Annotated in this window: 30 protein-coding genes; 14 read left to right on the top strand and 16 right to left on the bottom strand. The window is 62.1% G+C overall.

Translation table 11 applies throughout. The features are described from left to right. Positions 1-146: 146 nt before the first annotated feature. Positions 147-1,700 (top strand): DUF726 domain-containing protein, encoded by a 1,554-nt coding sequence (locus HU731_RS03935; protein ID WP_186608024.1) that lies wholly within the window; start codon positions 147-149, stop codon positions 1,698-1,700. A 42-nt stretch (positions 1,701-1,742) separates the two neighbouring features. After that, positions 1,743-3,062 carry an Nramp family divalent metal transporter gene (locus HU731_RS03930; protein WP_186608025.1) on the top strand — a complete coding sequence of 440 codons (1,320 nt, stop codon included), beginning with the start codon at positions 1,743-1,745 and terminating at the stop codon, positions 3,060-3,062. Positions 3,063-3,074: 12 nt separating this feature from the next. Here the strand turns inward: HU731_RS03930 and HU731_RS03925 are convergent, their stop codons facing one another. Further along, positions 3,075-3,332 (bottom strand): type II toxin-antitoxin system Phd/YefM family antitoxin, encoded by a 258-nt coding sequence (locus HU731_RS03925; RefSeq protein ID WP_186608026.1) that lies wholly within the window; start codon positions 3,330-3,332, stop codon positions 3,075-3,077. Positions 3,333-3,474: 142 nt separating this feature from the next. Next, positions 3,475-4,407, bottom strand: a complete 933-nt coding sequence (locus tag HU731_RS03920; protein WP_186608027.1) for a LysR family transcriptional regulator — start codon at positions 4,405-4,407, stop codon at positions 3,475-3,477. A 118-nt stretch (positions 4,408-4,525) separates the two neighbouring features. On the opposite strand from HU731_RS03920, the gene HU731_RS03915 reads away from it, so the two are divergent. The 6 genes from HU731_RS03915 to HU731_RS03890 all read left to right on the top strand — a co-directional run bounded on the left by HU731_RS03915 (position 4,526) and on the right by HU731_RS03890 (position 7,856). Beyond that, the gene (locus tag HU731_RS03915) at positions 4,526-5,014 is read left to right on the top strand and encodes a DMT family transporter (protein ID WP_014718846.1); all 489 of its coding nucleotides are present in this window, start codon (positions 4,526-4,528) and stop codon (positions 5,012-5,014) included. Between the two features lie 4 nt (positions 5,015-5,018). Then, positions 5,019-5,474, top strand: a complete 456-nt coding sequence (locus tag HU731_RS03910; protein WP_003191976.1) for a DMT family transporter — start codon at positions 5,019-5,021, stop codon at positions 5,472-5,474. A gap of 88 nt (positions 5,475-5,562) precedes the next feature. Beyond that, positions 5,563-5,733 (top strand): metallothionein, encoded by a 171-nt coding sequence (locus tag HU731_RS03905; protein WP_019816816.1) that lies wholly within the window; start codon positions 5,563-5,565, stop codon positions 5,731-5,733. Between the two features lie 115 nt (positions 5,734-5,848). Further along, complete coding sequence (locus HU731_RS03900) at positions 5,849-6,625, top strand: AraC family transcriptional regulator (protein ID WP_186608028.1); 777 nt, start codon at positions 5,849-5,851, stop codon at positions 6,623-6,625. Positions 6,626-6,694: 69 nt separating this feature from the next. Next, entirely contained in the window at positions 6,695-6,868 is a 174-nt protein-coding gene (locus HU731_RS03895) for a DUF1427 family protein (RefSeq protein ID WP_078467628.1), read from the top strand. Between the two features lie 28 nt (positions 6,869-6,896). Then, positions 6,897-7,856 (top strand): quinone oxidoreductase family protein, encoded by a 960-nt coding sequence (locus HU731_RS03890; protein ID WP_186608029.1) that lies wholly within the window; start codon positions 6,897-6,899, stop codon positions 7,854-7,856. 112 nt (positions 7,857-7,968) lie between these two features. Here the strand turns inward: HU731_RS03890 and HU731_RS03885 are convergent, their stop codons facing one another. Beyond that, a complete protein-coding gene (locus HU731_RS03885) occupies positions 7,969-9,000 on the bottom strand; it encodes a purine-nucleoside phosphorylase (RefSeq protein WP_186608030.1) in 1,032 nt (343 codons plus the stop codon). 14 nt (positions 9,001-9,014) lie between these two features. After that, positions 9,015-9,965: a nucleoside-specific channel-forming protein Tsx gene (locus HU731_RS03880; RefSeq protein ID WP_186608031.1), complete on the bottom strand. Its 951-nt coding sequence runs from the start codon at positions 9,963-9,965 to the stop codon at positions 9,015-9,017. A gap of 212 nt (positions 9,966-10,177) precedes the next feature. Between HU731_RS03880 and HU731_RS03875 the strand changes: the two genes are divergently transcribed. Continuing rightward, entirely contained in the window at positions 10,178-10,987 is an 810-nt protein-coding gene (locus tag HU731_RS03875) for an aminoglycoside phosphotransferase family protein (protein ID WP_186608032.1), read from the top strand. Here HU731_RS03875 and HU731_RS03870 read toward each other — a convergent pair. Further along, positions 10,972-11,880 (bottom strand): AraC family transcriptional regulator, encoded by a 909-nt coding sequence (locus HU731_RS03870; RefSeq protein WP_186608033.1) that lies wholly within the window; start codon positions 11,878-11,880, stop codon positions 10,972-10,974. The two genes, HU731_RS03875 and HU731_RS03870, sit on opposite strands and share 16 nt — an antisense overlap. Positions 11,881-12,134: 254 nt before the next feature. Between HU731_RS03870 and HU731_RS03865 the strand changes: the two genes are divergently transcribed. Both HU731_RS03865 and HU731_RS03860 read left to right on the top strand, forming a co-directional pair. Further along, positions 12,135-12,908: an L-iditol 2-dehydrogenase gene (locus HU731_RS03865; RefSeq protein ID WP_186608034.1), complete on the top strand. Its 774-nt coding sequence runs from the start codon at positions 12,135-12,137 to the stop codon at positions 12,906-12,908. 222 nt (positions 12,909-13,130) lie between these two features. Beyond that, the gene (locus HU731_RS03860; RefSeq protein WP_186608035.1) at positions 13,131-13,778 is read left to right on the top strand and encodes an isochorismatase family protein; all 648 of its coding nucleotides are present in this window, start codon (positions 13,131-13,133) and stop codon (positions 13,776-13,778) included. A 3-nt stretch (positions 13,779-13,781) separates the two neighbouring features. Here HU731_RS03860 and HU731_RS03855 read toward each other — a convergent pair whose 3' ends face one another. Genes HU731_RS03855 through HU731_RS03825 form a run of 7 tightly spaced genes read right to left on the bottom strand, consistent with a single transcriptional unit; the run spans position 13,782 to position 20,220 of the window. Then, positions 13,782-14,813 (bottom strand): ABC transporter substrate-binding protein, encoded by a 1,032-nt coding sequence (locus HU731_RS03855; RefSeq protein WP_186608036.1) that lies wholly within the window; start codon positions 14,811-14,813, stop codon positions 13,782-13,784. A 13-nt stretch (positions 14,814-14,826) separates the two neighbouring features. After that, positions 14,827-15,924 (bottom strand): NAD(P)/FAD-dependent oxidoreductase, encoded by a 1,098-nt coding sequence (locus tag HU731_RS03850; RefSeq protein ID WP_186608037.1) that lies wholly within the window; start codon positions 15,922-15,924, stop codon positions 14,827-14,829. Continuing rightward, positions 15,921-17,264, bottom strand: a complete 1,344-nt coding sequence (locus HU731_RS03845; RefSeq protein ID WP_186608038.1) for an FAD/NAD(P)-dependent oxidoreductase — start codon at positions 17,262-17,264, stop codon at positions 15,921-15,923. The genes HU731_RS03850 and HU731_RS03845 overlap by 4 nt, the downstream gene beginning before the upstream one ends. Next, positions 17,261-17,551 (bottom strand): (2Fe-2S)-binding protein, encoded by a 291-nt coding sequence (locus tag HU731_RS03840; RefSeq protein ID WP_186608039.1) that lies wholly within the window; start codon positions 17,549-17,551, stop codon positions 17,261-17,263. Before HU731_RS03840 ends, HU731_RS03845 begins: the two co-directional genes overlap by 4 nt. Beyond that, on the bottom strand, positions 17,551-18,345 hold the full coding sequence (locus HU731_RS03835) for an ABC transporter permease (RefSeq protein ID WP_032896775.1): 795 nt from the start codon (positions 18,343-18,345) through the stop codon (positions 17,551-17,553). Before HU731_RS03835 ends, HU731_RS03840 begins: the two co-directional genes overlap by 1 nt. A 4-nt stretch (positions 18,346-18,349) precedes the next feature. Further along, positions 18,350-19,195 carry an ABC transporter permease gene (locus tag HU731_RS03830; RefSeq protein ID WP_186608040.1) on the bottom strand — a complete coding sequence of 282 codons (846 nt, stop codon included), beginning with the start codon at positions 19,193-19,195 and terminating at the stop codon, positions 18,350-18,352. Beyond that, positions 19,192-20,220 (bottom strand): ABC transporter ATP-binding protein, encoded by a 1,029-nt coding sequence (locus tag HU731_RS03825; RefSeq protein WP_186608041.1) that lies wholly within the window; start codon positions 20,218-20,220, stop codon positions 19,192-19,194. Before HU731_RS03825 ends, HU731_RS03830 begins: the two co-directional genes overlap by 4 nt. 243 nt (positions 20,221-20,463) lie before the next feature. Here HU731_RS03825 and HU731_RS03820 point away from each other — a divergent pair, with 243 nt between their 5' ends. Together HU731_RS03820 and HU731_RS03815 are read left to right on the top strand one after the other, a co-directional pair. After that, the gene (locus HU731_RS03820; RefSeq protein ID WP_186608042.1) at positions 20,464-21,294 is read left to right on the top strand and encodes an IclR family transcriptional regulator; all 831 of its coding nucleotides are present in this window, start codon (positions 20,464-20,466) and stop codon (positions 21,292-21,294) included. Between the two features lie 80 nt (positions 21,295-21,374). After that, positions 21,375-22,730: an MATE family efflux transporter gene (locus HU731_RS03815; RefSeq protein ID WP_186608043.1), complete on the top strand. Its 1,356-nt coding sequence runs from the start codon at positions 21,375-21,377 to the stop codon at positions 22,728-22,730. On the opposite strand, the gene HU731_RS03810 is transcribed toward HU731_RS03815, so the two are convergent. Continuing rightward, a complete protein-coding gene (locus tag HU731_RS03810) occupies positions 22,714-23,301 on the bottom strand; it encodes a TetR/AcrR family transcriptional regulator (protein WP_186608044.1) in 588 nt (195 codons plus the stop codon). The two genes, HU731_RS03815 and HU731_RS03810, sit on opposite strands and share 17 nt — an antisense overlap. 132 nt (positions 23,302-23,433) lie before the next feature. Here HU731_RS03810 and HU731_RS03805 point away from each other — a divergent pair, with 132 nt between their 5' ends. Continuing rightward, positions 23,434-24,606, top strand: coding sequence for an MFS transporter (locus HU731_RS03805; RefSeq protein WP_186608045.1), 1,173 nt, complete (start codon positions 23,434-23,436; stop codon positions 24,604-24,606). Between the two features lie 13 nt (positions 24,607-24,619). Here HU731_RS03805 and HU731_RS03800 read toward each other — a convergent pair whose 3' ends face one another. The 3 genes from HU731_RS03800 to HU731_RS03790 form a co-directional block, all read right to left on the bottom strand. Further along, positions 24,620-25,624, bottom strand: coding sequence for a terpene synthase family protein (locus HU731_RS03800; protein WP_186608046.1), 1,005 nt, complete (start codon positions 25,622-25,624; stop codon positions 24,620-24,622). A 239-nt stretch (positions 25,625-25,863) separates the two neighbouring features. After that, positions 25,864-26,226, bottom strand: a complete 363-nt coding sequence (locus HU731_RS03795; protein WP_186608047.1) for a type II toxin-antitoxin system HicB family antitoxin — start codon at positions 26,224-26,226, stop codon at positions 25,864-25,866. Beyond that, a complete protein-coding gene (locus HU731_RS03790) occupies positions 26,223-26,474 on the bottom strand; it encodes a type II toxin-antitoxin system HicA family toxin (RefSeq protein ID WP_186608048.1) in 252 nt (83 codons plus the stop codon). Before HU731_RS03790 ends, HU731_RS03795 begins: the two co-directional genes overlap by 4 nt. Positions 26,475-26,584 lie beyond the last annotated feature (110 nt).

Raw genomic sequence — 26,584 nt, 5'->3', positions numbered from 1 at the left:
CCAGTCAGTTTAAGCAGTCGCGCAGTGTTTGGTCTTGGTTGAATACTGTTTTGGCCAGGCCCTTCTGCAAACGTCGGTCAGGATTCACCTTTCTGATCGCCTCTGTTTGTTACTATCGCCATCCCGTCACCCGGAGTCGCCGCTCTATGCAACACCAGTGGGATGAAATGCACCGCACCCGCAAGCCCACGTTCGTCCTGTGTGGCGAGCCCCAGGGGGATGTGCTCAATCTCTATGTTCACGGTTACTCGGCGTTCTTCAACCGCCAGCAACTGGGCAATTTCAAGCAACAGTTGGCGGCTATCGAAGGCTCGACCAACCTGATGCTGTTCTGGCCGGCGGGGCATTTTCTGGAAAACCTGTTTGCACCGTTCAAGGACGTGCTCGCCTCATTGCTCGGCGGTGGCGGCCTGGGCGCGGCGACGGTGGGCGTGGGCAAGGCCATTGCCTATTTCCTTGATCATTACAAAAGCGTCGAGGCGCGGGTGGATGAAGTGGCCAAGACCTTGTTGCCAGAATTGGCCGGCTACCTGCACGACCAGTCGCTGCCGGTGCGACGCATTAACCTGATCGGCCACTCCCTGGGCGCGCGCATTCTGGTCAAGAGCCTGCTGGCCAGCCCCGAGATCGCTCGCGAACTGCCGTTGAATAACCTGTTGTTGATGGGCGGCGCGATCTGTACCTCGAGCCCCTGGGACGAGGTGTCGGCGCCGCTGAAGGGGCGGTTGATCAACTGCCATTCCAGCAAGGACTGGGCGCTGGCCATGAAGCCCGATACCGAGCGTTGCATTGGCCGCTATGCGATTGACGTGACGCCCGCGCTCAAGGCCAAGGTGACCAATGTGCACCTGGCCAGCTTCGATCATGCCGCCTATTGGCCGCAGTTGAAGACGGTGGTGCAGTACACCGATTTGCTGCAGGAACGGCGCGGCATGATCCGTGTGGACTCGCGCAGCAGTGAAGTGCGGTTTGCCGAAGCAGACGTGGACCTGTACCCGGCATTGATGCAAGCACGGCCGGAGGAGCTGAAGTTTCTTGCCGAACTGATGGCGCAAAAGCGCAGTGCCGCGATTGATGCCAGTGTGCGCGAACCGTTGAAACTGGCCATTGAGTTGCAGCGCATGGGCGGCGACAGCTTTATGAACCTGGCCCGTGGCCATGGCGTGGGCTATCGCCAGATTGCCGAAGACGTGGCGCAACGCCTGGGCATCAAGTTCGACCAACCACTTGAACACGTGACGCTGGCAGAGATCGAAGGGCAGGTCGCAGAAACACTGATCGAGCAGTACAAGGACAAACTCAGCCGCGCTGATCGCCAGGCGTTCGAGGCCGAGCTCCAGGCGGCTGCACAAAAAGAGCAGGGGTTGTTCAACCGCTTGGATGTGGGCCGTTCGGCTACCGCAGCTTTGAGCGGCACGGCGTTGGCCGGGCTGACCGGGTTTATCCTGCGGCGCGGGGCGGCCACGGCGATTCCGGTGGTGGGCCAGGCGCTGGCTGCGGCGATGTTGCTGGTCAGCGGCGTTCGGGCGTTTTCCGGCCCGGCGTATTCGATCACTACCTTGGCGGTATTGGTGATCGGTGTGATCCGCCAACGCATGGAGCGCGAGGCGCTTAACCAGGAGCTGGATCTGGTGGTGCAAGTGGTGGAAGCGTTTGACCTGCCACGGGATACGGTGATGCGCACGGTCGCCACCGACTGATAAGCTGCTGCCCAAGTCTTGTGTATTTGCCTGGAATACCGCGTGAAATTCAGCCTGCCAAAAATCGCTACCGCTCCGTTTTGCCCGCCGGAAGTGGCCGGCTCTGTCGCTGTTGATCCCAAGGCCTCGTTTTTTAAACGGGTGCTGATGTTTGCTGGCCCCGGCCTGCTGATCTCCATCGGCTACATGGACCCCGGCAACTGGGCAACGGCCATCGAAGCCGGTTCACGCTACGGCTATAGCCTGTTGTTTGTGGTGCTGCTGGCCAGCCTGGCGGGGATGGCGGTGCAGTGCCTGTGTTCGCGGCTGGGCATCGCCACCGGCAAGGACCTGGCGCAACTGTGCCGTGAGCGCTACAGCCAGCGCTCTGCTCGTACCCAGTGGGCATTGGCGGAAATCTCCATCATCGCCACAGACCTTGCCGAAGTGCTCGGCTGCGCCCTGGCGTTTCACCTGTTGCTCGGCGTGTCGCTGACCACCGGCATCGTCATCACGGCATTCGATACGCTGTTGATCCTGGCCCTGCAAAATCGTGGTTTTCGCCGCCTCGAAGCGATCATGCTGGCGCTGGTCGCGACCATCGGCGTGTGCTTTTTCATCGAGCTGGTGCTGATCAAACCCTATTGGCCCGATGTGCTCAGCGGGTTCACCCCGTCACTGTCGGCCATCAGCGATGCGGCGCCGTTGTACCTGGCCATCGGTATCCTCGGCGCCACGGTCATGCCCCATAACCTCTACCTGCACACCTCCATCGTGCAGACCCGCCTGATCGGCAAGGACCTGGCGAGCAAGCAGGATGCAGTCAAGCTGGCGCGTATCGACACCATTGGCTCCCTGGCCTTGGCGCTGTTGGTCAACGCCGCGATCCTGGTGCTGGCGGCTGCGGCCTTCTACAAGACCGGCCATACCGATGTGGTGGAAATCCAGGACGCCTATCACCTGCTCGACCCCCTGGTCGGCGGTGCTTTCGCCAGCATCCTGTTCGGTATCGCCTTGCTGGCTTCGGGCCAGAGCTCGACCTTTACCGGCACCATTGCCGGGCAAGTGATCATGGAGGGTTACCTGAACCTGCGCATACCCTGCTGGCAGCGCCGCCTGATCACCCGTGGGCTGGCGCTGATCCCGGCGTTCCTGGGGGTATGGCTGATGGGCGACGATGCCATCGGCAAGCTGCTGATTCTCAGCCAGGTGGTATTGAGCCTGCAGTTGCCCTTTGCGCTGTACCCGCTGATCCGCATGACCGGCGACAAGCAACTGATGGGGCCCTTCGTCAACCGGCTGCCCACGCGGCTGCTGGCGTGGTTTCTGTTCGCGGTGATCAGTGGGGCGAATGCTTGGTTGATTGGGCAGTGGTTGTTCTGAGCTAGGGTTGAGTCATGTGCTCTTTTTCTCAAACTCCCGAAGCAGGCTGTCAGGAAGCGGTGTATCAAAGTCATCAGGAATAATCAGTTTCCCTTTCATCGCTCCTATCCGGCGTTGAGGAGCCTTTCGCACAGCCAAAAGCTGGACAAATGCCACTCCAGTTCTGGTGATAGTTATCACCTGGCCAGTGCTGGCCTGATGAGCCAATTTCAAAAAATCGGCTTTTGCTTGGCTGAGTGAGACAGTCAGTGTCGAACACGTAGCGTTCATGTCGGTATCTCGGCAGTGGACGTTGCCGAAGTCTGCCCCAGCGCACCGTCCCCAGAAATACTGGCCCCCAAAATCAGAACGAGCCTACTTTTCCTACTAGGAATATTCCTTCACTGGCGCCGTTCAGCAGCGCCAACATCCGTCACCGATCCCAATACGGCACCGCCCCAAAACACTCCACGAAATAGTCGATCACCGTGCGCACCTTCAGCGACAGCCTCCTGCTGCCCGGCCACAACGCGGCGATCTGTTGGGGCTCCAGGGTTGTCGCAACTTCGTATTCGCCGAGCACCGCCTGCAAGGTGCCGGCGCGCAGGCTTTCGCCAATCAGCCAGGACGGAAACACCACCAGGCCCAGGCCTTGTTCGGCAGCGTGGGTGAGGGTATCGGCGTGGTTGCCGGTGATGGGGCCGCTGACGCTGTAGGCTGTCCAGTCGCCTTGGCCGCGGCGGAAGAACCAGCGCTGCTGGCCGGTGATGCCTTTGTAGGCCAGGCAGTGGTGGTGGGCCAGTTCGTCGGGGTGGCGCGGCGTGCCGTGCTGGGCCAGGTAGGCAGGGCTGGCAGCGATGCGAAAGCGTTGCGGCGCAAAGATGCGCGCCTGCATCCCCGAGTCATTGAGCACGCCGATACGAAACAGCAGGTCGGTGCCATCTTGCAGCGGGTCGACGAAGGTGTCGGTCTGCTGGATATCCAGCTGCAACTTCGGGTAGCGCCGGCACAGCGCTCCCAACCAGGGTGAAAGGTGGCGCTGGCCGAACACCATGGGCGCGTTGATGCGCACCAGGCCGCTGGGTTCGCTGTCTTGCTCCTGCAGGGCCTGGTTCGCCGTCTCCAACTGCTCGAGTAGCAAGCGCGCGTGGCGGCCCAGCAGGCGGCCGGCTTCGGTGGGGCTGACGGCACGCGTATGGCGGTAGAGCAATTGCTGGCCGACGGCCTGTTCCATCAGTTGGATCTGCCGCGAAATGGAGGAGGGCGCCAGGCCTTCGCGGCGGGCCACTTCAGAAAAGCTGCCCTGGTCCAGCACGGCCACAAACAGGCGTAGCGCCTTGAAACTCAGTTCATTCAAGCCCTGCATCATCTCTCCAGGCTGTGCGTTTTGCGCAAAGGTGTTGTCCGCATACTCCCATTTATCGCACAGGACGGCCACCGGATAATGCGCGCCATGTTTTTCTTTCTTGATACACGGGTGATGTATGCAGGCACGTTCTACCGAGGGGCTGGCGCAGGCCAGGCCGAGCAATAACCTTTTACGGCTGCTGCTGTTGCCGTTGGTAATTCTGGCGGGCATGGGCCTGTCGGTGGAGGCCGGGTTGCTCGGGCCATTGGGCGCGCAGGTCGGGCATTTGTGGGCGACGTTGAGCATCTTTGGCGTTGGCACGGCGATTCTGTTTTTACTGCTGCTGTTCAGCGGCCCGCAAAAGGGCCCGGCATTCACGCAGTTGCCGCGCTGGCAGTTGATCGGCGGGTTTCTGGGGCCGATGTACGTGGTGGTGCTAACCCTGGCCACACCGCACATCGGCATCGCGATGACCATGATCGCGATCCTCTCGGGCCAGGTGGGCAAGAGCGTGTTGATCGACCACTTCGGCTGGTTCGGCACGGCGCGCAAACGGGTCAATGGCGAGCGCTGGATCGCGTTGGCGTTGATTGTGGCGGCTCTGGTTCTGATTGCGCGAGGTTAAGGCGATGAATCTGTTTATGTTGTTGGTGGTGGTGATTGCAGCGGGTGCGGTGCTGAGTGTGCAGGCCGCTATCAATGGGCGTCTGGGCCAGACTGTGGGGGTGTTGCGCAGCAGCCTGTTGACCTTTGCGGTGGGCGCGCTGACCACGGCGCTGTTGATATTTTTCTTCGAGCCGGCCCAGGCCGTCAGCCTGCTGGAGGTGCCCAAGTGGCAATTGACCGGTGCCCTGTTTGGCGTGGTGTACATGATGGTGATGGTCGGCGCGGTGCCTGTGGTCGGCACGGCCGTCGCCACGGTGGCGGTGATTGTCGGGCAATTGGGCATGGGCATGTTGATCGACAACTTTGGCTGGCTGGGCAACCCGGCGATCGAGCTGTCGGGCAGCCGTATCCTCGCCATGCTGTTGCTCGCCCTGGCGTTGGTGTTCATGTACCGCAGCAATAGCCGCCGGGCCGACTGACGGCGCTGAACCATGCTTGCTTGCTCAGGGTCACTGCTTAAGGTGCGGCGCTCGCCGCACCGGACGACCATGAAAAAGGAGTCTGACCATGCCAGATCAAACCTGTGCTTGCCCTCACTGCAAATGTGTATTGGGCGCTGACGCAATCATGAAAGACGGCAAGGGCTATTGCTGCCAGGGCTGTGCCGAGCACCATGCTCACGGTGAACCCTGCGCCGCCGCAACGGGTTGCGAATGCGCCAAGTCGGCCCACGGTTGACAGCATTGACCTGCGGGCCCGGATACCCGGTGCCTGCAGGGTGAGTAAAAACAGTTCGCTTGCCCGCGGCCAGTCTTTACCATGGTGGCCCATCCTTGATTAATATGTACCCGCCATGGCCCTGGCCGCGCCTCCCGACCTCACTGATCACGCCGTTCCCGTGCAACCGTTGGCGCGTACCTACCCGCGTGGGTTGTACGTAGAGCCGCATAGTCACGATTGGGGCCAGTTGCTCTACGCCATGAGCGGTGTGATGTGGGTCGAGACGCCCCGCGAAGCCCTGGTGGTGCCGCCCCAGCGCGCGGTCTGGTTGCCGCCGGGAGTGGAACACGGCATCCGTGTGGCCTCCGATTTGCAGATGCGCAATATCTACCTGCGCCCGGCGTTGGCCGCGACGCTGGACAGCCAGGTGCAGGTGATCGAAGTGGGCCGCTTGTTGCGGGAGTTGATCGTGACCTTGGTGGAGCAGGGCGATCACGGCGATGGGGCCTACTACGAGGCTGTCGTAGGCCTGGCCCTGCTGGAGTTGCAACGCGCACGTCGCTCGTCTATTCGCATTGCCATGCCGGTGGCGGCGGATCGTCGGCTGATCAATGCGTGCCAGGCGGTCATGGCTGCGCCTTCCCTGGACATCCCGTTTGAACAGCACGCCGAGGCGGCGGGCGCCAGCGTGCGTACCCTGGCGCGGTTGTTCCAGCAGCACCTGGGCATGGGGTTTGCCCAGTGGCGCCGTCAGGTGCAGTTGGCCACGGCGGCGGCGGAGCTCATCCAGGGCCAGTCGGTGAGCGGCATAGCGCGCACCCTGGGTTACTCGCCCAGCAGCTTCAGCGACATGTTCCGACGTGAACTGGGCGTGTCGCCGTCGCAGTACCGGGGTTGGCCGAAATCCTGAAGCACTTGGCCGATACCCACGGTAGGCGCGCCCTAGACTGAGCCCATCAATCCACCGGGCGCAGCCTTCATGAGCTATTTGATTTCCTTGGCCATCGGCCTGTTTGTCGGCGTGATCTACGGCGCGCTGGATTTCCGCTCACCGGCACCGCCCGCTATCGCACTGGTCGGCCTGATGGGCATGCTGCTCGGCGAAAAGCTCTGGCCCATGGCGCGGCAGTTGGTCGGTGGTTGGTTGTCCTGATCCCTTTTCCCTTTGACGGATGCCCTCGATGAACGCACTGCAATTTACCGCCACCGGCGACCTCGCCCACCTGAGCCTGGTGGAGGTGCCCGTGCCGGTGCCGTCTGCCGGTGAGGTGCTGGTTCAGATTAAAGCTGCGGGCCTGAACCCCAGCGACGTCAAAAACGTGCTCGGCCGCTTCCCCTACACCACGCTGCCGCGCATTCCCGGGCGTGACTTTGCCGGCGTGGTGGTGGAAGGCCCGCAGGCATTGCTCGGGCAGGCAGTCTGGGGCACCGGTCGTGACCTGGGCTTTTTCGCTGACGGTTCCCATGCCCAATACCTGCGGGTGTCAGCCACAGGCGTGGCGCACAAACCCACACATTTGAGCTTTGCCCAGGCGGCCAGCCTCGGCGTGCCCTATACCACCGCCTGGGATGCCCTGGAACGCAGCGGCGTTGGCCAGGGCACGCGCTTGCTTGTGGTCGGCGCCAACGGCGCGGTCGGCAGTGCGGCATTGGCGCTCGCGAAGATACGCGGTGCGCAGGTGCTGGCGGCTGTGCGCAAGGCCGATCAGCTCGAGTTGTTGCAGGCTCAAGGTCTGGAGGTGATTGCCTTGGGCAAGCCGGAGGAACTGGGCGCGCAAGTGCAGGCCGTGTTCAAGGGCGGCGCCGATGTGATCTTTGACACCACCGGCTTCTGGCTGCCTGCCGCGGTGGCGGGGCTTGCACCGTTCGGCCGCATTGCGATCATCGCCGCCCCGGTTGACGGCCACGTGCAGTTACCGGCCCTGGCGCTGTACCGCAAGGGGGGGGCGGTGGTGGGGGTTAACTCGTTGCTCTATAGCTGCGAACAATGCGCGGTGATGCTGGAGGCGTTTGGGCGCTTCTTTGATGAAGGCCTGTTGCCGCTGCCTACGGGATTACGTGAAGTGGCGTTGGTGGACGGGGTTCAATGCTATGCAGAAGTGAACAGCGGCAGCCCCGACAAAATCATCTTCCTGCCTTGATGGGATAGAAATGTGGGAGCGGGCTTGCTCGCGAATGCAGAGTGTCCGTCGATATATAGGTGACTGATACACCGCATTCGCGAGCAAGCCCGCTCCCACATTTTTTTGATCTTTATTCGGTTTCGGGAACGCCTTTTTCCCACGCCGACCAATTCTGCACAATCGCCTGGACCAACGGGTTGCCCGTGCGATACAGGTTTTCCAGCGCCGGTACAAAACCACCCTGGTCCGCATACTTGAGCAGGTTGTCTACCTCGCTGTAGCCCGGATAAGGCCGGTCAAAGTCGGAGCCGGCGCGCACCACGGCCAGGCGCTGGATATCCACCAAACCTTCACGGCTGGCGCGCAGCAGCGCTTCGTAGGTGGAGTTGTCCTCTTGTTGGGTGGTGCAATATTCGCCTTTGTTGTCGGTAAGCAACTTGGTCCAGACCTCGGCACGTTCGCTCAACCGCGTGCCGGAAAACCAGGTGTTGCCCGCCAGGGTGTCGCAGCGGGTAACCTGCGGCGGTTGGTTGGCCGGGGCGGCGGGGTAGTGTTTGCGCCAGGCGGCGGACTCTGTGCTTTCTGTCAGCTCCACCTTGTGCGACAAAGCAAATGCCTTGGCTTGCAGCTTTTGGTTGAGCTCAAATACTTCGGTCTTGTAGTCCAGCGGTGGTTTTTCGTTGGGGCCCTTGGTGTTGATCCCGATATAGCCCGTCGGCCAGTCCTTGGGCGCATCCCGTGAATCCAGCTCCCACTGCGTGCCGAACTCCACCAGGTAATGAGCCCAGGCAGCGGTGCCAATCGTGCCGTGCTTGGGGCTGATGCCGGCGATCCCGGCAACCAGGAAGTAACTCTGGCGCAGGTCGAACTTGGGCGACAAGGCTAGGGCCAGGGTAGACGCGGCCGCGTTGGTCTGGCCCATGCCGGTCACCAGCAGGCACACGTCCTGGGCGTTGCAGCGAATCACCGGGTATTCGGCGGACAAGCCCGGTACGCGCACTTCTTGTTTGAGGGCCAGGCGGTCGATCCAGGTTTGCGCCTCGGGGGCGAACATGGTGATCAGCATCACCTTGGGTTTGATCGGCGCCGGGTTATCCGCCAGCACCACGTGGGGCAATAGGGCCAGGCCTGCGGCCAGCGAGATACGGGTCAATGCGTTCATCTACAGCTCCTTGATCAGAATTGGTAGCCCACGCCGGCGTAGTAACCCCAGCCGTCTGAGCGTGCGCGGAAGTTGCCTTCGCCGAAATTCAACTCGCTGCCGTCCTCCCAGTTACCGCCGTTGTGAAAGTAACGGCCGACCAGGGTAAAGCGCAGGTGGGTAAACGAGTACAGCAACACGTTGGTGGCCACCAGGGAATTGGCGGTGCGCGCTGGGTTGTCCTTATGCAGGTCCGAGCCGAAATCGTAGTTGGTAAAACCGATGTAGGTCAGCGAGGCGCCGTTGTCGAACTTGCCGATGGGCACGATGTACTTCATCTGCGCCCGGTAGCCGTCCCAGGAATACTCATTGCTGGCGCCGTAGTTTTCCCACTGGTAGCGCCCGTAGAAATTGGCCGACAGGTTGACCCGCGAGTGGGTGTCGATGTCGGTGCCCAGGCCGCTGTACAAGGTGTTGGCGCGGTTTTCCTTGCGGCTGCCGTGGTCGTAGATCCAGTCAAAGGCCACATACCATTCCTTGAACGGGCCGAACGCCAGGCTACGTCCTGCGAGGTAGTCGATGGAGATCCGCGGTTCATGCTCCATGAACACCGGCGAGCCATGGTCCCACACGCCTTTGTCATTGCTGTTACCGATGGTGAGGATCTTCGGCACATCAATATAGCCGTACAACTCAAAGGGGCCTTTGCGCCCGAAGTACTCGTACTCCAGATAGACGTCATCCTGGGGCTTGGGGCCGAAACTGATGTCTTTGCTGCCGATCAGCGTGAGGTCCTGGTTAAACCACTCCGACAGATACACGCCTTTTTTCGCCGGGGGGTTGGCTTCAGGGCTGAGGGTTTCGCCCTGTGCTGAGTCATCCATGGGCTTTTGCTGCGCCAAAATGGGTGCACTGAGTACTCCCGTAACGGCGGCCAGTAGCAAAGAAGCGCCAAGACAAGCGCGAGGCTTTGAGGTGGGGTGCATTGAAAGTCCTTATTCTTACGCGGTTTAAACCCGATTTGACGGGGAGGAGTGAACTTGGCGGTCAAGTTCGTTCCGCAAACGTTTGCACAGCCTGTACCAACTTGGGTCAATGGCTTGAACTGTTTAGAAAAAAGACGAATTTGCCGACGCTTTGGTCAGGAAAACTGTGGGTTTTCTGTCATCCTGACGCGCCAACCCTGTGGAGGAACCCGATGTTCGAACACTACCTGCGTGCCTGGAACCTAAGTGCCGATGGAGAGCCTATCGTCACACCGGGCAGCCACCTCTTGCCGGTGCGTTGGCAAGGCGTGCCGGCGATGCTGAAAATTGCCCATACCCCTGAAGAAAAACTCGGCGGCCGCCTGTTGAGCTGGTGGGCAGGCGACGGCGCGGCACGCGTGTTCGCCCATGACTACACCGCTGTGTTGATGGAACGCGCCACGGGGCCAGGTTCCTTGCTGCGCATGGCCCTCAATGGCCAGGACGATGAAGCCAGCCAGATAGCCTGCGCCACCCTGGCCCGGCTGCATGCGCCTCGTGCGTCGCCGCCTGAAGGGTTGGTTGGTCTGGATGAGTGGTTCAGTTCCTTATGGCACGCCGCCGAACAGGAGGGCGGCGACTTACGCGACTGCGCGACGATGGCCCGCACATTGCTGGCTGCGCAACAGGAGGTGGTGGTACTGCACGGTGATTGCCATCACGACAATATCCTCGACTTTGGCCCGCGGGGCTGGCTGGCGATTGATCCTAAGCGGGTGATGGGCGAACGCGGTTACGATTACGCTAATTTGATCTGCAACCCGGATCTGCCGACCAGTAGCGACCCGCTGCGTTTCAGCCGCCAGGTTGGGGTTATCGCCCAGGCGGCCAGCCTCTCGCGTCCGCGATTGTTGCAATGGGTAGTGGCGCATGCCGGGTTGTCCGCCGCCTGGTTTCTGGAAGACCAGGAGCGCGAGCGTGCCATGAATGAGTTGCAGGTTGCTCGCCTGGCACAGCAGGCACTGGCTCAGTTGAATACTTGAAGTGCGGCCTGACGCCGGTACTCACTCGGCGTCTGGTGCATTTCGATACGAAAGTGGCGGTTGAAATTCGACAGGTTGGCGTAGCCCACCTCAAAGCAGATGTCCGCCACTGACATCTGGCTGTGCAACAGCAAGCGGCAGGCTCGCTGCACGCGGAACTTGCGCATCAGGTCGATAAAGCCGTGACCGGTGTTGCGCTTGAAAAACCGCGAAAAGCCCGGTTCGCTCATGTCCAATTGCCGAGCGATGTCCGACAGGCGTACATCGCCGGTCAGCTCTCGCATCAAGTAGTCAAACGCCTTGTTGATGCGCTGGGCACTGCGCGCGTCCAGGGTTGGTGCGTAGCAAGGGCTGGCCAGGGTTTTGGCCTGTGAGGGTGAGGCGTTGTTCAGGGTGTCGAGCAGTTGCAGGAAGAGGGTCAGGCGTTGCAGCCCATGGGCGCTGCCGATGGCCTCCATCAGCCGTGCCGCGCCCGTTGCGGTCTCGCCGGTGAATTCGATGCCCCGGCGCGCCCGTTCAAACAGTGGCTGTAAATCACCGAGCTCAGGCAGGGTGGTGCGCAGGGCGAGGAGGGCGGCGCCGTCGAATTGCAGTACCACATCCCGCCCGTGCAGGTATTCGCCCGGGGCCAGTTCGCCGATCCAGTCGTGCGGCAGGCCAGGGCCGATCAGCGCGACATGCCCGGCGCTGAACGCACCGATATAGTCGCCCGCCACCAACTTGCCGCTGCCTTGGCGGATCAGGTGGATTTCGAATTCAGGGTGATGGTTCCAGCGCGCCAATTCATAGGGATAGTCATGTTCGAACCAGCGAAAGCCATGTTCTGGTTCGGGCAGGATCACTTCAAGTTCCGCAGGGCGGTGCTCGAACAGGGTGGCGGGGCTGATGGGCATGGTGCTGCCTCTTGTGAGGGTGCAATCGCCCCAAAATACCCGCACTGGCAATCGGTGCGCTAGCCCCGGTTTCGCCTGAGGCTGATACTTTTTTGATCCTATGCCTGCGGTTAAAAAAGTATCAGCCGAGCCTTCGTCAGTCGTTTGTGAGCCGGCAGGCCAAGCTGCTGTAATCGAAGCTCAACAACACAGGTCGGCAAGCCGTTCTCGGCAGCGCTCACCGGCTACCGGCAATAACCTTTACAGGACACCCCATGAAACGACTCGAAGGTAAAAGCGCGCTGATCACGGGATCGGCGCGGGGTATTGGCCGTGCGTTTGCCCAGGCTTACATCGCTGAAGGCGCCACGGTGGCCATTGCTGACATCAACCTGCACAGGGCCCAGGCCACTGCCGCCGAGCTGGGCCCCCAGGCTTACGCCGTGGCGATGGACGTCACCGACCAAGCCTCCATCGACGCAGCCATCGCCACAGTGGTGAGCCACGCCGGCAAGCTCGATATCCTGATCAACAACGCCGCCTTGTTCGACCTGGCCCCCATCGTCGACATCACCCGCGACAGCTTTGAGCGGCTGTTCTCGATCAACGTCGCCGGCACTCTGTTCACCCTGCAGGCCGCGGCCCGGCAGATGATCAGCCAAGGTCATGGCGGCAAGATCATCAACATGGCCAGCCAGGCCGGGCGGCGGGGTGAGCCGTTGGTGGCGGTCTACTGCGCGACCAAGGCGGCGGTGATCAGCCTGACGCAATCGGCGGGGTTGAACCTGATCAAGCAAGGCATCAACGTCAACGCCATCGCCCCCGGTGTAGTGGCCGGCGAGCATTGGGATGGGGTGGATGCGCTGTTCGCCAGGCATGAAGGGCTGGCGCCTGGCGAGAAGAAAAAGCGCGTAGGCGATGAGGTGCCGTTTGGGCGGATGGGCACGGCGCAAGACCTGACCGGCATGGCGATCTTCCTGGCGTCGGCGGAGGCCGACTACGTGGTGGCCCAGACCTATAACGTCGATGGCGGCAATTGGATGAACTAGTGTTTGACGCTGACCCAACTGTGGGAGCTGGCTTGCCTGCGATAGCGTTGGTGGATTCACTCCCGTCATCGCAGGCAAGCCAGCTCCCACCTTTGAACTTCAGCGTTCTTGAGAATAGGGTGAGTTAGCAACGCATCGATCCCCGCAGTAAACTGTCCCATACTTCAAGATTTCTACGCTCGCCCTGAGGCGGTCGTACGTGCAGACCACCAGAGAACGACCATGAGCCTTTCGAAAGCCGCCATCGCTTCATTCGACGTCGACGCCCAGAAGAGCTTCACACCTTTATGCCCCAATGAATTACCGGTAGCCGGTGGCGACCACATTGGTGCCGAACTCAACTACATGGCCAGCCTTGCCGGCCACCGCATCGGTAGCAAGGACGCCCACACCCCCCACGCGCCCTGGGTGGTCGCGCAACACAGCGAGATGCTGCAACCCACCGGCCTGGCCCATGCCGATGTGACCTGGGTCAGCCACTGCGTGCCGGGCACCGAGGGGTTCACCTTGCTCGATGAGTTGCCCACGCCCTATGACTACGACTACTTCATCTGGAAAGGTGTCGAGCCCGACCTGCACCCCTACGGCGCCTGTTACCACGACCTGCACGACAAGCTGTCCACCGGCGTCATCGAGTACCTCAAGGCCCACGGCGTGGTTCGTGTGATCGTCGGCGGCTTGGCGCTGGACTACTGCGTCAAGACTACCGCGTTGCAATTGCTCAAGGCCGGCTTGCACGTTGTTCTGCATTTGCCGGCGTGCCGCAGCATCAGCGAGGAGGGCGGTGTACAGGCCGTCGACGAATTGCTCAAGGCCGGTGCACACATCAGCCGCACCCGCGAAGAACTGGCCCTGATTGCGCAGGGCTAAGCCTCAACGTTCAATCGAGCGACTCCACCGCGCGTTCCACTCTGGCCGTGCGTGGTTGACCTGGTCCCAATCAATCGAAATGGCCGTTTGCAGATAACCCTGCATGGCTTCCACCCGCGCACGGGTTTTGTCGGTGGTGGGGGTGGTCGGGTTCGACGGGATCTGGTCACCTTCTTCCAACGCCGGCGCCTGGGCCTCGGCGGTCAGCAAGAACGCTGCGAGCTTCTGCGCCAGTTCCGGCTGGTCATTGCGGGCGATCACGCATTCGGCCACGTTGAGCACCACCGCACCTTCTTTGGGCTGCGCATACTCCATCGGTATGCCGAGCAGCTTTTGCGTGGCGACCTGGGTCGGGGTCAGGGGGAAGATCGCGGCCTCGTCGGTTTGCACCATCTCGGAGATCTTCGCGGAGCTGGCGATGTATTCCAGCACGTTGGGGCCAACGGTCTTAGGCCAGGCCTTGAAGCCCGGTTCCACATGGGTTTCATCGCCACCCTGGATGCGGTTGAACATCAGGAACCCATGCAGGCCGAAGGTGGAGGAGGCCAGGGACTGGAACACCACTTTGTCCTTGAAGCGCGGGTCGGCCAGGTCCATCCATGAGGTGGGCGCGGCCCAGCCGTTGTCCTTGAACATCTTGGCGTTGTAGCCAAGGCCAGTGACGCCCAGGGTCACGGCCACGGCTTCGTCCTTGATGCGGGCCTTGGCCGGGATCTGTTCCAGCGCCGGGCTCGGCGCGAGCTTGTCGCACAGGCCCATGGAGATGGCGCGGTACATGATGCCGTCGTCGAGGAACATCACATGCATCTGCGGGTTGGCCTTGTTGGCCTGGACCTTGGCGAGGATGTCCGAGGAAGTGCCAGGTACGATCACGACCTTGACGTTATTGGCCTTTTCGAAGGCGGGCAGCACCTTGTCGGCGTACACCCGTTCCATGGTGCCGCCGTTCATGCCCAGGTACAGCGTGGGTGCGGCATGGGCCGTGCCGGTGAGCAAGGCGAGGGACAAGCAGGACAACGCGAGACGTGATTGCATGGGGTTTTTCCTCTCAGGCTTGGAAACGACGGATGGAAAACGCTTCGATGGGTTGGCCGCTGGCGCCGTCGCAGACGATCTCTGCCAGGGCTTCACCGACGGCGGGGCCGAGCTGGAACCCGGCGCCGGCAAAGCCGAAACCGTGGAGCAGCCCAGGTTGGGTACTGCTGGGGCCGATCACAGGTTCGTGGTCGGGCAGGTAACCTTCGGTGCCACTCCAGGTGCGAATGGCTTGGGCACCCTGGAGAAACGGGTAGAGTTCGCCGGCGTTGCGCAGAATCTCCAGCACCGCCGCCTGGCCCGGCCTGGCCTGCTGCGGGCCCAGGGCAAAGCCGCGCCCGCCACCGAGGATGCAATTGCCGCGGGCGACTTGCCGGGCATAGATGCCGCCACCCTCGACGCCGGTGCTGACGGTCATCACCCCCGGTAGCGGCTCGGTGACCAGCATCGCCGGGTGCGCCGAGATGATCGGCACCGGCTCGCCCAATTGCGCGGCGACCTTGCCGGCCCAGGCGCCCGCACAGTTGAGCAGCCAGGGCGCTTGCAAGTGCAGGCCGTTGGCGCAGTGCACCTGGAACACGTGGCTGTCGTGCTCGATGCGGATCACCTCGGCTTGCTCGTACACCGCAGCGCCGTGGCGTTGGGCGGTTCGAGCAAAAGCCGGGGCCACCAGGCGCGGGTTGGCATGCCCGTCGTCCGGGCACAACGAGGCGCCGACTGCCACGTCGCCCACCCAGGGAAAACGCCTGCGCAACTCGCTGCGGTCCAACAGTTGCAAACCCAGGCCAAAGCCACGGGTCTGCTCGGCGTAGGCTTGCAGTGCGGCAAAGTCCGCAGGGCTGCGCGCCAGCTTCAAATGCCCGGAGCGCACGTATTCACCCTCGATACCAATCAGTCCGGGCAGGTCGGCCCACAGTTGGTGAGCGCGTTGCGACAGCGGCAACTGATGCAAGGGCCGCCCTTGGCGCCGCACGCCGCCGTAATTGACGCCGCTTGCATGCGAGCCACAAAAATCCCGTTCTACCAGGGCCACACGCTGGCCTTTCTGGGCGAGCATCAAGGCCGCCGAAGCCCCGACGATGCCGCCCCCCAAGACGATGACGTCGATCATGGCTGCACCTGCACGCCAAACGGCAGCGGCTTGATCGGCGCCTGGCCACGCAAGCGCCCAACTTGGGGGAGGTCACGCCCGCTACGCTCGGCCACGATTTCCGCCGCCGCCAACCCGCACATTCGCCCCTGGCAGCGGCCCATGCCGACGCGGCAATGGGCTTTGACCCGATTGATCTCCCAGTGGCCTTCATCCACCACGGCGCGCACCTCGCCGACGCTGACCTCTTCGCAGCGACACAGGACCAGTTCGTCCGGCGCCTGCGCGGCCCAGTGTTCGGGGAAGGGGAACGCGGTTTCCAGGCCCTGGCGAAAGCGCTGGATACGCGCCAACTGACGCTCCAGTGTGGCCCGGCGGCGCTGGTCGACCGCGACACCGGTATCCTCCAGCAGCGCCAGCGCGGCACATTCGCCGGCCATGTGCGCGGCATCGGCGCCCATGATGCCGGCGCCGTCGCCCGCTAGGTATACCCCTTCGACACTGCTGCGCCCGGCGCTGTCGCGTTGCGGCAGCCAGGCGCGGTTGAGGGGGTTCCAGGTAAACTCACAGCCGAGCAGATCGGCCAATTGCGTTTCGCTGCGCAGGGCGTGGGCGAAGGCCACCGCATCGCATGGCAGGGTCTGCTCGCCCCAGCGAATGCCGCGCACCCGTTGGTCGCCATCGATCTGCTTGAGCATTGCGCCCTGATGCACGGGAATCCCGTGGGCGGTCAGCCAGGCGCGGTAATACATGCCCTTGGCCAGGGTCGCCGGTTGCCTGAGCAGCGCCGGCAAGGCACGGCATTGGGCGCTCAGCGGTGCACTGTCGAGCACCGCAAGCACCTTGGCACCGGCCTTTGCGTATTGGTAAGCGACCAAATAGAGCAACGGCCCGGAGCCGCAAAACACCACGCGTTCGCCTATCGCGCAGCCTTGGTACTTCAAGGCGATTTGCGCCGCGCCCAGGCTGTAGACGCCGGGTAACGTCCAGCCCGGCACAGGCAGGATGCGGTCGGTGGCGCCGGTAGCGACAATGACCTGCGCGTAGTCGAGGCTGTCGGCGCGCCCGTTATTGAGCATGTCCAGGCGACCATTCTCGGCATTCCATACCAAGGTGTCCGGCCGGTAGTCGATCAGCGCTGCCAGTTCATCCATGGTGCGGTGCACGGCTTGTGCCTTGCGTGCTTCAAACCCGTAGATCTGCCGGGCAGTGCGTTGGAACCCTGGGGGTTGGCGCCGATAAATCTGCCCGCCACCGCGCGGGCTCTCATCCACCAGGCATGGTGTGATGCCATGGTCGAGCAAGGTGCGCGCCGCGCTGATCCCCGCCGGGCCTGCACCCACAATCACCACCGGCTTCATGGCTGGCGCCCTGGATCACGGCTGATCGCCTGGCCTTCTTCCAGCAGGGACGAACAGGCGCGCACCCGCCGCCCATCGGCCAGGCGCACCCAACAATCCTGGCACGCGCCCATCAGGCAAAACCCGGCGCGACGCTCGGCGCTGAAATCACTGCCGCACAGGTGCTCGGCGCAGGTCAGCATGGCGGTCAGCAGGGTATCGCCGAGCAACCCCGTGGCGGGCTGGCCATCAAGGGTGAAGGCCAGGGCAGGGCGTTGGGTTTCGCTCAGTCGCTTGAACAAGGCCATCAGTGTTTCCCCACCAGCACGCGGTCCAGGCCGTAGACCCGGTCGAGCACAATCATGGTCGCTGCCGTCAGTGCGATCACCAGCGCCGACACGGCCGCCATCATCGGGTCGATGGACTCGGTGGCGTACACGTACATGCGCACCGGCAGCGTTTGCGTGGCTGGCGAGCTGACGAAAATCGACAGGGTCACTTCATCGAAACTGTTGATGAACGCCAGCAACCACCCACCGGCCACACCGGGCAAAATCATCGGCAGGGTGATCTGCCGGAACAGCGTAAAACGCCCTGCACCAAGGGATTCGGCGGCCTGCTCGGCACTGCGATCAATGCCGATGGCCGCCGCCAATACCAGGCGCAACACGTAGGGCGTAATGATCACTACGTGCGCGAGCATCAGCCAGGTAAAGCTGCCATTGACGCCCATCAGCGCAAACAGGCGCAGCATGGCCACCCCCAGCACCAAGTGCGGAATGATGATGGGCGACAGGAACAGCGCACTGAAGAAATTGCGCCCCGGGAATGAATAGCGGCTGATCGCCAGGGCTGCCGGCACCGCGATCAGGGTGGCCAGGGTGGCGGCAGTGAAGGCCAGGATCAGGCTGTTGTAGAACGCCTGGATAAAGTCGGCGCGTTCGAACACCGCGCGAAACCAGCGCAGGGAGAAGCCCGACGTGGGCAGGCTCAAGGTGTTCTCTGGCGTGAATGCCACCAGGCACACCACCACCAGCGGCGCCATCATGAACAGCACCACCATGGCATGGAAGCCGAGGGCCAACGGACCGTTTCTGGACATGCGCTTAAACCCCCAGGGACTTTTTGTAGCGGCCTTCGACCATGCGATTCCAGCTCAGCATGATCAGCAGATTGACCAACAGCAGCGCCACCGCGAGGGTCGCGCCCATGGGCCAGTTGAGTTCCGAGAGGTACTGGTCGTACACCACGGTGGCGACCATCTTCAGGCGTCGCCCACCCAGCAGGCCTGGGATCGCAAAGGAGCTGGCAGCCAAACCGAACACGATCAGGGTGCCGGACAGCACACCGGGCATCACTTGGGGCAATACGATCTTGCGCATCACCGTGGCTTGGCTGGCGCCCAGGGATAGCGCCGCCTGTTCGGCCGACGGGTCGAGCTTCTGCAGGGAGGTCCACACCGGAATAATCATGAACGGCAGCATCACGTGCACCAACGCGATAATCACGGCGAACGGCGTATACAGCAGCTTCATCGGGCGCCCGCCGAGGGCCTGGATCATTTGGTTAATCAGCCCGTCGGCACCCAGCAGCAGGCTCCAGCCAAACGCGCGTACCACCACCGAAATCAGCAGCGGCGTGAGGATCACGATCAGGAAAATCGAGCGCCACGGCGTGCCCATGCGGCTGAGGATGTAGGCCTCCGGCACGCCGATCACCACGCACAGTAGCGTCACCAGGGCGCTGATCCAGAACGTGCGCCAGAAGATCTCGTAAAAGTAGGCGTCGCTCAACAGCGCCCAGTAATGGGCCAAGGTCCACTCATCGGCCTTTACGCCCGCTTGGTAGTCGAACACATTGAACGACAGCACCAGGGTCAAGCCCAGCGGCATGATCAAAAGCCCGGCAAACAGCACCAGCGCCGGCAGCGAGAGCAGGTAACCGCGACTCATGGGTGCACCTCATCGGCCGCCAGTACGCGCAGCAAATCGGCCTGCCATTGCAGGCCTACCGCTGCGCCGTTAGCCAAGGGCGCGCTGCCGTCGTTACTGCGCACTACAGTGATTTCGCCCAGGGAGGTGTGAACGCGGTACAGCCATTGGCTGCCGAAAAAGTAGCGGTCCAGTACCGTGCCTTGCATGCGCCCGGTACCAGGGTCCACCAGTTGGATTTTTTCCGGGCGCAGGCTCAGGGTCAGTTCACCTGCGCCGCCGTCGTGGCGCACTTGAGGGATGCCGAGCGCGTCGTAGTCGCCGACCAGCAGGTTGGCCTTGCCCACGAAGTCCGAGATAAAGCGCGTGCGCGGGTGTTCATAGAGTTTGTACGGCGCGTCGATCTGGGTCACACGCCCGGCCTGCATCACCACCACGCGGTCGCTGATCGACAGGGCTTCGGCCTGGTCATGGGTGACCATCAGAGTGGTGATGCCCACCGCGCACTGGATACGCCGGATTTCAAACTGCATCTCTTCACGCAGGTTGGCGTCGAGGTTGGACAGTGGCTCATCGAGCAACAACACCGGCGGTTCGATCACCAGCGCACGGGCCAGGGCCACGCGCTGGCGCTGGCCGCCGGACAGCTCGCGGGGGTAGCGCTCGGCATGTTGGGCCAGGCGTACCAACTCCAGCACGCTGTTGACGCGGGTGGCGATGTCGGCCGCTGGCACCTTGCGCATCTTCAAGCCGAAGGCCACGTTGTCGCGCACGCTCATATGCGGGAACAGCGCGTAGCTCTGGAACACCACGCCCAGGCCACGGCTGGCGGGCTTGGCGCGGGTGATGTCGCGACCGTCGAGCAGGATCTGGCCGCCGCTGACGTCGACGAAACCGGCGATCATTTGCAGGGTGGTGGTCTTGCCACAGCCTGAAGGGCCGAGCAGGGAAACGAACTCGCCTTGTTCCACCGCCAGATCAGTGGCGACCACCGCATCGACGGCGCCATAGCGTTTGCTCAAGGCCTTGAGTTGGAGAAATGCCATGTTTGCGTTCCACCTTTATTCAGTCGCGTCAAAAACGCGCTTTCTTGTTTTGGGCAGATGCGAAAAGTGCGGTGCCGGTGCGTTGGCGCTCGATCTCAAGTCGGCTGCCGGTTGTTGTTCATTTCGCCCCTGTGGACGCAGATTAGGACGAAGACTAGGATGGGCGGAAGATAGGATTTCACTCAGCGGACTACTATTTTAAGATTTATTCATTGAGCAGAATTATTAACGAGATTAGGTGTTATGGATTCCACTGAGCGGAATAGCGGCGGTAAGAATATCGGTGCGGGCAGCGTGTCCCGGTTGTTTGCCGTGCTGCGAGCCCTGGGGGAGGTACCGGAGGGTGGCGAGCGGGTTACCCAGCTCGCCCAGCAGGTGGGCTTGTCCCAACCCACCACCCACCGCCTGCTGCGCAGCCTGATGGACGAAGGCATGGTCGAGCAGGATGCGCGCAGCAAACGCTATCGCCTGAGCCTGGAGTTCTTCGCGTTGGCGGCCAACGCAGGCAAGACCGGCAACCTGCGCGACCTGGTGCGCCCCAGCCTGTTGCGCCTGAGCGCGTCGCTGGGGGACTCGCTGTTCCTGCTGGCGCGCTCAGGCTTCGACGCCATTTGCCTGGACCGCAGCGAGGGCCCGTACCCGATCCGTACCTTCACCGGTGATATCGGCGGGCGCGTGGCCCTGGGCGTGGGGCAGGGCAGCCTGGCGATCCTGGCGTTTTTGCCAGAGGAAGAGCGCGAGACAGTGATCCGCTACAACCTGCCACGGCTCAAGGACTTCCACCTGTATGACGAAGTGCTGCTGCGCTCCGAAGTGGAGAGCGTGCGCCACCTCGGTTACGCGGCACGCAACACTGGTGTGCTGGAAGGCATGGCGGGGCTGGCGGTGCCCATCCTCAACCGCGACGGGTACGCGGTCGCGGCATTGAGCGTGGCGACCATCAGCGACCGCCTGGGGCCGAGCCGCCTGCCGATGGTGGTGGAGTTGCTCAAGCGCGAGGCGGCGGCCATCGGGCCGCGCCTCAATCCGTTTGATCCGACGTTGCGCAGGCCGTCGCAGACCTTTGGGGGTTAACCCGAGCCTTCACAACAGCATATTGGATCCAGTTACGGTATAACCCTGAGACGCTTTCGTCATTCGAGGCCCCGTTTTTCATGCAAAACCCTTTGCAACGTCCGCTGTGGCAAATCTATCTGTTGTTCCTGGCACCGATGGTGCTGTCCAATTTCCTGCAAAGCTTTTCCGGTACCCTCAATGGCATTTACGTCGGGCAGATGCTTGGCACCCAGGCGTTGGCTGCGGTGTCGGGGATGTTTCCCATCGTGTTTTTCTTTATCGCCCTGGTGATCGGCCTGGGGGCGGGCGCCTCGGTGTTGATCGGCCAGGCATGGGGCGCCCAGGAGACCGGGATGGTCAAGGCGATCACCGGTGCCACCCTGACCCTGGGCGCATTGGTGGGCCTGGTTGCCGCGGTGCTGGGCAGCCTGTTCGCGCGCCCGGCATTGCAGGCGTTGGGCACGCCAGTGGACGTGCTCGACGCTGCGGTGGGCTACGCCCAGATGATGATGTTGATCATGCCGTTGCTGCTGGTGTTCATCCTCTATACCCAACTGCTGCGTGGGGTCAGCGACACGATTTCGCCGTTGCTGGCATTGATGGTCTCGACCCTGGTGGGCTTGCTGCTGACGCCTGCGCTGATTCGCGGCTGGATCGGCCTGCCGCCCATGGGCATCCAGAGTGCGGTGTATGCGGGGTTGGTGGGTAACGCTTTGGCGATGCTGTTTTTGGTCCTGCGCCTGCGGCACAAAAACCACGTAATGGCGCCAGACCGCGAGCTGCTTGCGGCCTTGCGCCTGGACCGCGTCATCCTCGGCAAAGTCCTGCGCATCGGCCTGCCGACGGGCTTGCAGATGGTGGTGTTGTCGCTGTCGGAACTGGTCATCCTGGCCCTGGTCAACGGCCACGGTTCCCAGGCCACGGCGGCCTATGGCGCGGTGACGCAGATCGTCAACTATGTACAGTTCCCGGCGCTGTCGATTGCCATCACCGCCTCGATCCTCGGCGCCCAGGCGATTGGCGCCGGGCGCCTGGAGCGTATTGGGCCGATCCTGCGCACGGGGCTTGTGATCAACCTGTGCCTCACCGGTGGCTTGATCGTGCTCGGCTATGGGTTGTCCCACTGGTTGCTGGGCCTGTTCATCACCGACGACAGCGCACGGGTGCGGGCCGAACATCTGCTGCACATCATGCTCTGGAGCATTCTGGTATTTGGCTTCCAGGCAGTGATCGGCGGCATCATGCGCGCCAGCGGCGTGGTGCTGATGCCGGTGGCGATCTCGATCTTCTGCGTGCTCTGCGTGGAACTGCCAATGGCCTATCTGTTCAACGCCCACTTCGGGTTGGAAGGGGTGTGGATGGCATTTCCGGTGACCTACCTGGCGATGCTGGTGTTGCAGATCGCCTATTACCGGTTGGTGTGGCGGCATAAGCAGATCAAGCGGTTGGTGTGAGGCCCAGCCCCTGCAAGAGCAACTCGAGGCCTTGCAAGCCTTCTTCCAGCCGTGTGTTCGGGGGCTCATCCCGGGCAATCCACAACGCGGTATTGACCAGGCTGCCGTTGATCAACTGCGCCAGTGCGTGGCTGGGTGCCGCGGGTATCAGTCCTGCTTGCATCAGGGCTTCCAGCAATTGGCGCAAGGACTCCACGCAGTGTTGTTGGGAGCCGGTGTCGCCCAGTACCGCCGGTGCATCCTGCAAGACAATGCGCTGGATTTCCGGGTCCTGAGCCATGCGCAGATAGGCGCGGCAGCGCTCGCAAAAACCACGCCAAGGCTCTACGGCCTGCTCCGAGATGCGTTGCAAGCGCGCGTCCATCTCGCTGTCGAGTTGGGCGACCACCGCCGCCAGCAGCCCTTTTTTATCACCAAAGTGATGATACAGCGCCCCGCGCGTCAGCCCGGCGCGGGCAGTGAAGTCATCCATCGAGGTATTGGCATAGCCTTGGGTGGCGAAGGCCCGGCGCGCGCTCGCTATCAGGCGGGCGCGGGTGTCTTCGATCATTTCGGCTCGGGCTCGGCTCATGGGAGTCTCTTGGCTAAGTGATTGACATACGCTGCGTATGCGAAGCATGATCTGCCACATACGCACCGTATGTATTCTGCCCTGATGGTTTCAGATAGCAAGCCCAGGGCGTCGAGCAAGAGGTCAAGCAGGATGGCAAACCCCTACGCTGAATTATTCCAGGTCCCCGGCGCCAGGGCCTTTGTACTCGCCGGCATGCTGGCGCGCATGCCGATATCCATGACTGGCATCGGCCTGATCACCATGCTGTCCCAGGTGCATGGCGGCTATGGCCTGGCCGGTTCGGTGGCGGCAGTGTTCGCCCTGGCCACGGCGGTTTGCGCGCCGCAAGTGTCGCGTTGGGTGGACCGCTACAGCCAGGGCAGGGTGCTGCCGATTGCCGCGCTGATCGGCGGCGGCGCGCTCTTGATGTTGCTGTTGTGTACGCGGTTGCAGGCGCCGACTTGGACGCTGTTTCTGTTCGCCGCGCTGGCGGGCTGCATGCCCAATATGTCGGCCATGGTGCGGGCACGCTGGACCGAGTTGTACCGTGGCCAGCCCAGGCTGCAAACCGCGTTTGCCCTGGAGTCGGTGCTCGATGAGGTGTGCTTCATCATCGGCCCCCCCATATCGGTGGGGTTGAGCGTGGCGGTGTTCCCAGAAGCCGGGCCCTTGGTGGCGGCGCTGTTGCTGGCGGTGGGCGTCACCACCTTTGTGCTGCAACGGCAAACCGAGCCACCGGTACACGCGCATCAGGGCGCGCACGGTCGCTGGCTGATTGCTTCACCGTCGGTATTGATCCTGATGATTTTGCTGCTGGCCATGGGCGTGATCGTCGGCGTGGTGGATGTGGTCAGCGTGGCCTTCGCCCAGCATCAGGGCCAGCCAGCGGCGGCGAGTATCGTGCTGTCGGTGTATGCCATTGGTTCGTGCCTGGCCGGGTTGGCCTTCGGTGCCCTCAAACTCAAGGCACCGTTGCCACGCCAGTTCCTGTACTGCGGCGTAGCCACGGCGTTGACCACCTTGCCCTTGCTGCTGGTGAGCAATATTCCCGGCTTGGCCGCTGCCATCTTTATCTCCGGGCTGTTCTTCGCGCCCACCTTGATTGTGTCGATGGCCATGGTGGAGCAGATCGTCCCGGCCAGCCGCCTGACCGAAGGCATGACCTGGCTGATTACCGGCCTGAGTATCGGCGTGGCCATTGGCGCCGCCAGTTCAGGGTGGATGATCGACCACTTTGGCGCCACCAGCGGGTTTTGGGTGGCGCTGGCGGCGGGGGGCATCGTCATGGGCTCAGCCGTGTTGGGGTATCGACGTTTGAGCTGAATGTCGGGTCGGCTCACACATGATAGCGAGCGCTGTACCGGTGCCATTCGTAGTTGCCAGCCAGCCAGGCTTTTACGCCACCGAGGAACCGTTGGAGCGAAGGCGAGGCGTGTTTCAGCACTCGTCTTTCCTTGGTTTCGTAGCGACGCATGAGTGCGTTGTGAATGTCTGCACTAAGCGCCAGTGCATCCTGAAACGAATGGCCCTGTTCGTGTACGAGCAACGAGGGCAGATCGAAATCACTGAGGTCAGGCTGTTGCTCTTTGGCGGCGGAAAACAGGTCATTGACGATCATGGTTGTACTGGCGGCCAGTGTTACCACTTCACGCACAGGCGCAGAGAAATAGATATCGGCCTCAAGCTCATAGCCGCCAACGATATCAATGAGGGCCATGCACGGGATAAAGCTGTTGACCTGGCGATGCGCCAGGTACTCCCAGATTTGGGGCAGGCTGTGTTCGATCCGCCATGACGCTTCTGCGCTCATGCTGACGAACATGGCGATGGTCTCGTGTTGTACGCGCGCCTTTTGGGACGCCGTGCTGTAGCGGTCAAGATGGCTCATATAGCCTTTCAGGCCACGCAGCACCGGGTCATCTTCGAGGGCGTGTTTCAGTGCGCGATCGTGGGGTGGGTTCAGGTAAGCCTTGTCCATTGTGGCCAGCGCACGTGATAACCGCGCGCCCAATAACGTGGGGTTGGCGCCCCGTCGTTCGTCGTCACAGTAGTAATCGTCCACCGCGAACAATGCAGCCATGCATTTTGCCGCCAACAACAGGCGTTGCACGTCGTCGGTGTCGGGGTGGCACAGCATCACGAAACGTCCGAAATTCGAGGCCCTTACGTGCGCCACTTGGCCCTTGAAAATACCGGTTCGCCGCACCCATCCCACTAACAGCTCATTGATGCGGTCGCCCAGCGCCTCATCGACCCGTAGCGGTAGCGGGCATTCAAGGGCCGGAAGCTGGAGGCGGGTTGTGGTTTTTGGCGGGGCTGAGTGTGGGGTGATGTCGTTCATAGCAAGACTCCGCGTGTCTATGCCATTGGACGTTACTGCGGACCAAGGGTCAGGAAAGGAAGGCGTGTGATTTTTCAATCTAGAAGCCCGGACGAAAAATACAATTGGATCGGTTAGTTCTGTTTGGAATCAATTTGGTTGGAGAAAGGGATAAGGACGCACCATGAGCCAGCTTCTGGCGCCCGTCCCCAGCCTCGAAAGACCCCAGGGACGCTGGCGCCTGGCCCGCACGCTCGCGTTCAAACGGCGGCAAGCCCCTCTGCGCCATGTTGCAGCAGGAACTCGTTGAGCGCCTGGCGCGTGAGGTCGTTCAACGTCACTTTTTTTCGAGTCGCCGCCAGGGCGGCAGCCAGGTGCAGGTCGTGGCCGACACGCACGTTGAAGGAGCCCTTGCAGGGTTTTTCGGGTGTCTGTCCCAGGGCCTGGCACGTTGCGAGGTAATCCTCCACCGCCTCTTTGAACGCGGCGTCCAACTCTGCGACGGTCTTGCCTTCGTAGCTCACCAGCGCCTTGATGAAGAGGATCTTGCCGAACAGGCAGTTGTCTTCGAGGCTGGCTTCGATGGAGCCGATGTAGCCTTTGTGTTTCAGTTGGTTATTCATGGAATCAGTTCTCCTGATTTCAATTGTTCGATGATCTGGCGCCGAATGTAGTGTTTCAGTTCGTTGCCGGGGTGAGGCTTGTGCAGGGTGATCATTGCACTGGGGTCGCCCATGTCGAACTTGACCCGGCTTCCAGCCCCTTCAATCTGTGTGTATCCCAATCGGCGGAATAACGTGACGAGCTCAGACCAGGTAAATGCCATGTGCTCATTGAGCAGTTTGGCGAGCAGCTTTTCATTTTTGGACACGGCGTGCCCTGCGTGTAACTAAATGTAGTTGCAAAAAGTGGTGTTCGTCAATGCTAGCCCAGGTTCGCGTCGCTTCCCGAGGATTGATGTAACCCCTGATGACAGCTCAC

This window comes from Pseudomonas salmasensis (assembly GCF_014268375.2).
GTDB classification, from domain to species: domain Bacteria; phylum Pseudomonadota; class Gammaproteobacteria; order Pseudomonadales; family Pseudomonadaceae; genus Aquipseudomonas; species Aquipseudomonas salmasensis.
This window is presented reverse-complemented; position numbering and strand designations above follow the sequence as displayed.

Coding starts and splice junctions, on each gene's coding strand:
- HU731_RS03935 (WP_186608024.1), top strand. CDS start 147: ATGCAACACCAGTGGGATGAAATGCACCGCACCCGCAAGCCCACGTTC.
- HU731_RS03925 (WP_186608026.1), bottom strand. CDS start 3,332: ATGAACGCTACGTGTTCGACACTGACTGTCTCACTCAGCCAAGCAAAA.
- HU731_RS03920 (WP_186608027.1), bottom strand. CDS start 4,407: ATGCAGGGCTTGAATGAACTGAGTTTCAAGGCGCTACGCCTGTTTGTG.
- HU731_RS03915 (WP_014718846.1), top strand. CDS start 4,526: ATGCAGGCACGTTCTACCGAGGGGCTGGCGCAGGCCAGGCCGAGCAAT.
- HU731_RS03910 (WP_003191976.1), top strand. CDS start 5,019: ATGAATCTGTTTATGTTGTTGGTGGTGGTGATTGCAGCGGGTGCGGTG.
- HU731_RS03905 (WP_019816816.1), top strand. CDS start 5,563: ATGCCAGATCAAACCTGTGCTTGCCCTCACTGCAAATGTGTATTGGGC.
- HU731_RS03900 (WP_186608028.1), top strand. CDS start 5,849: ATGGCCCTGGCCGCGCCTCCCGACCTCACTGATCACGCCGTTCCCGTG.
- HU731_RS03895 (WP_078467628.1), top strand. CDS start 6,695: ATGAGCTATTTGATTTCCTTGGCCATCGGCCTGTTTGTCGGCGTGATC.
- HU731_RS03890 (WP_186608029.1), top strand. CDS start 6,897: ATGAACGCACTGCAATTTACCGCCACCGGCGACCTCGCCCACCTGAGC.
- HU731_RS03885 (WP_186608030.1), bottom strand. CDS start 9,000: ATGAACGCATTGACCCGTATCTCGCTGGCCGCAGGCCTGGCCCTATTG.
- HU731_RS03880 (WP_186608031.1), bottom strand. CDS start 9,965: ATGCACCCCACCTCAAAGCCTCGCGCTTGTCTTGGCGCTTCTTTGCTA.
- HU731_RS03875 (WP_186608032.1), top strand. CDS start 10,178: ATGTTCGAACACTACCTGCGTGCCTGGAACCTAAGTGCCGATGGAGAG.
- HU731_RS03870 (WP_186608033.1), bottom strand. CDS start 11,880: ATGCCCATCAGCCCCGCCACCCTGTTCGAGCACCGCCCTGCGGAACTT.
- HU731_RS03865 (WP_186608034.1), top strand. CDS start 12,135: ATGAAACGACTCGAAGGTAAAAGCGCGCTGATCACGGGATCGGCGCGG.
- HU731_RS03860 (WP_186608035.1), top strand. CDS start 13,131: ATGAGCCTTTCGAAAGCCGCCATCGCTTCATTCGACGTCGACGCCCAG.
- HU731_RS03855 (WP_186608036.1), bottom strand. CDS start 14,813: ATGCAATCACGTCTCGCGTTGTCCTGCTTGTCCCTCGCCTTGCTCACC.
- HU731_RS03850 (WP_186608037.1), bottom strand. CDS start 15,924: ATGATCGACGTCATCGTCTTGGGGGGCGGCATCGTCGGGGCTTCGGCG.
- HU731_RS03845 (WP_186608038.1), bottom strand. CDS start 17,264: ATGAAGCCGGTGGTGATTGTGGGTGCAGGCCCGGCGGGGATCAGCGCG.
- HU731_RS03840 (WP_186608039.1), bottom strand. CDS start 17,551: ATGGCCTTGTTCAAGCGACTGAGCGAAACCCAACGCCCTGCCCTGGCC.
- HU731_RS03835 (WP_032896775.1), bottom strand. CDS start 18,345: ATGTCCAGAAACGGTCCGTTGGCCCTCGGCTTCCATGCCATGGTGGTG.
- HU731_RS03830 (WP_186608040.1), bottom strand. CDS start 19,195: ATGAGTCGCGGTTACCTGCTCTCGCTGCCGGCGCTGGTGCTGTTTGCC.
- HU731_RS03825 (WP_186608041.1), bottom strand. CDS start 20,220: ATGGCATTTCTCCAACTCAAGGCCTTGAGCAAACGCTATGGCGCCGTC.
- HU731_RS03820 (WP_186608042.1), top strand. CDS start 20,464: ATGGATTCCACTGAGCGGAATAGCGGCGGTAAGAATATCGGTGCGGGC.
- HU731_RS03815 (WP_186608043.1), top strand. CDS start 21,375: ATGCAAAACCCTTTGCAACGTCCGCTGTGGCAAATCTATCTGTTGTTC.
- HU731_RS03810 (WP_186608044.1), bottom strand. CDS start 23,301: ATGAGCCGAGCCCGAGCCGAAATGATCGAAGACACCCGCGCCCGCCTG.
- HU731_RS03805 (WP_186608045.1), top strand. CDS start 23,434: ATGGCAAACCCCTACGCTGAATTATTCCAGGTCCCCGGCGCCAGGGCC.
- HU731_RS03800 (WP_186608046.1), bottom strand. CDS start 25,624: ATGAACGACATCACCCCACACTCAGCCCCGCCAAAAACCACAACCCGC.
- HU731_RS03795 (WP_186608047.1), bottom strand. CDS start 26,226: ATGAATAACCAACTGAAACACAAAGGCTACATCGGCTCCATCGAAGCC.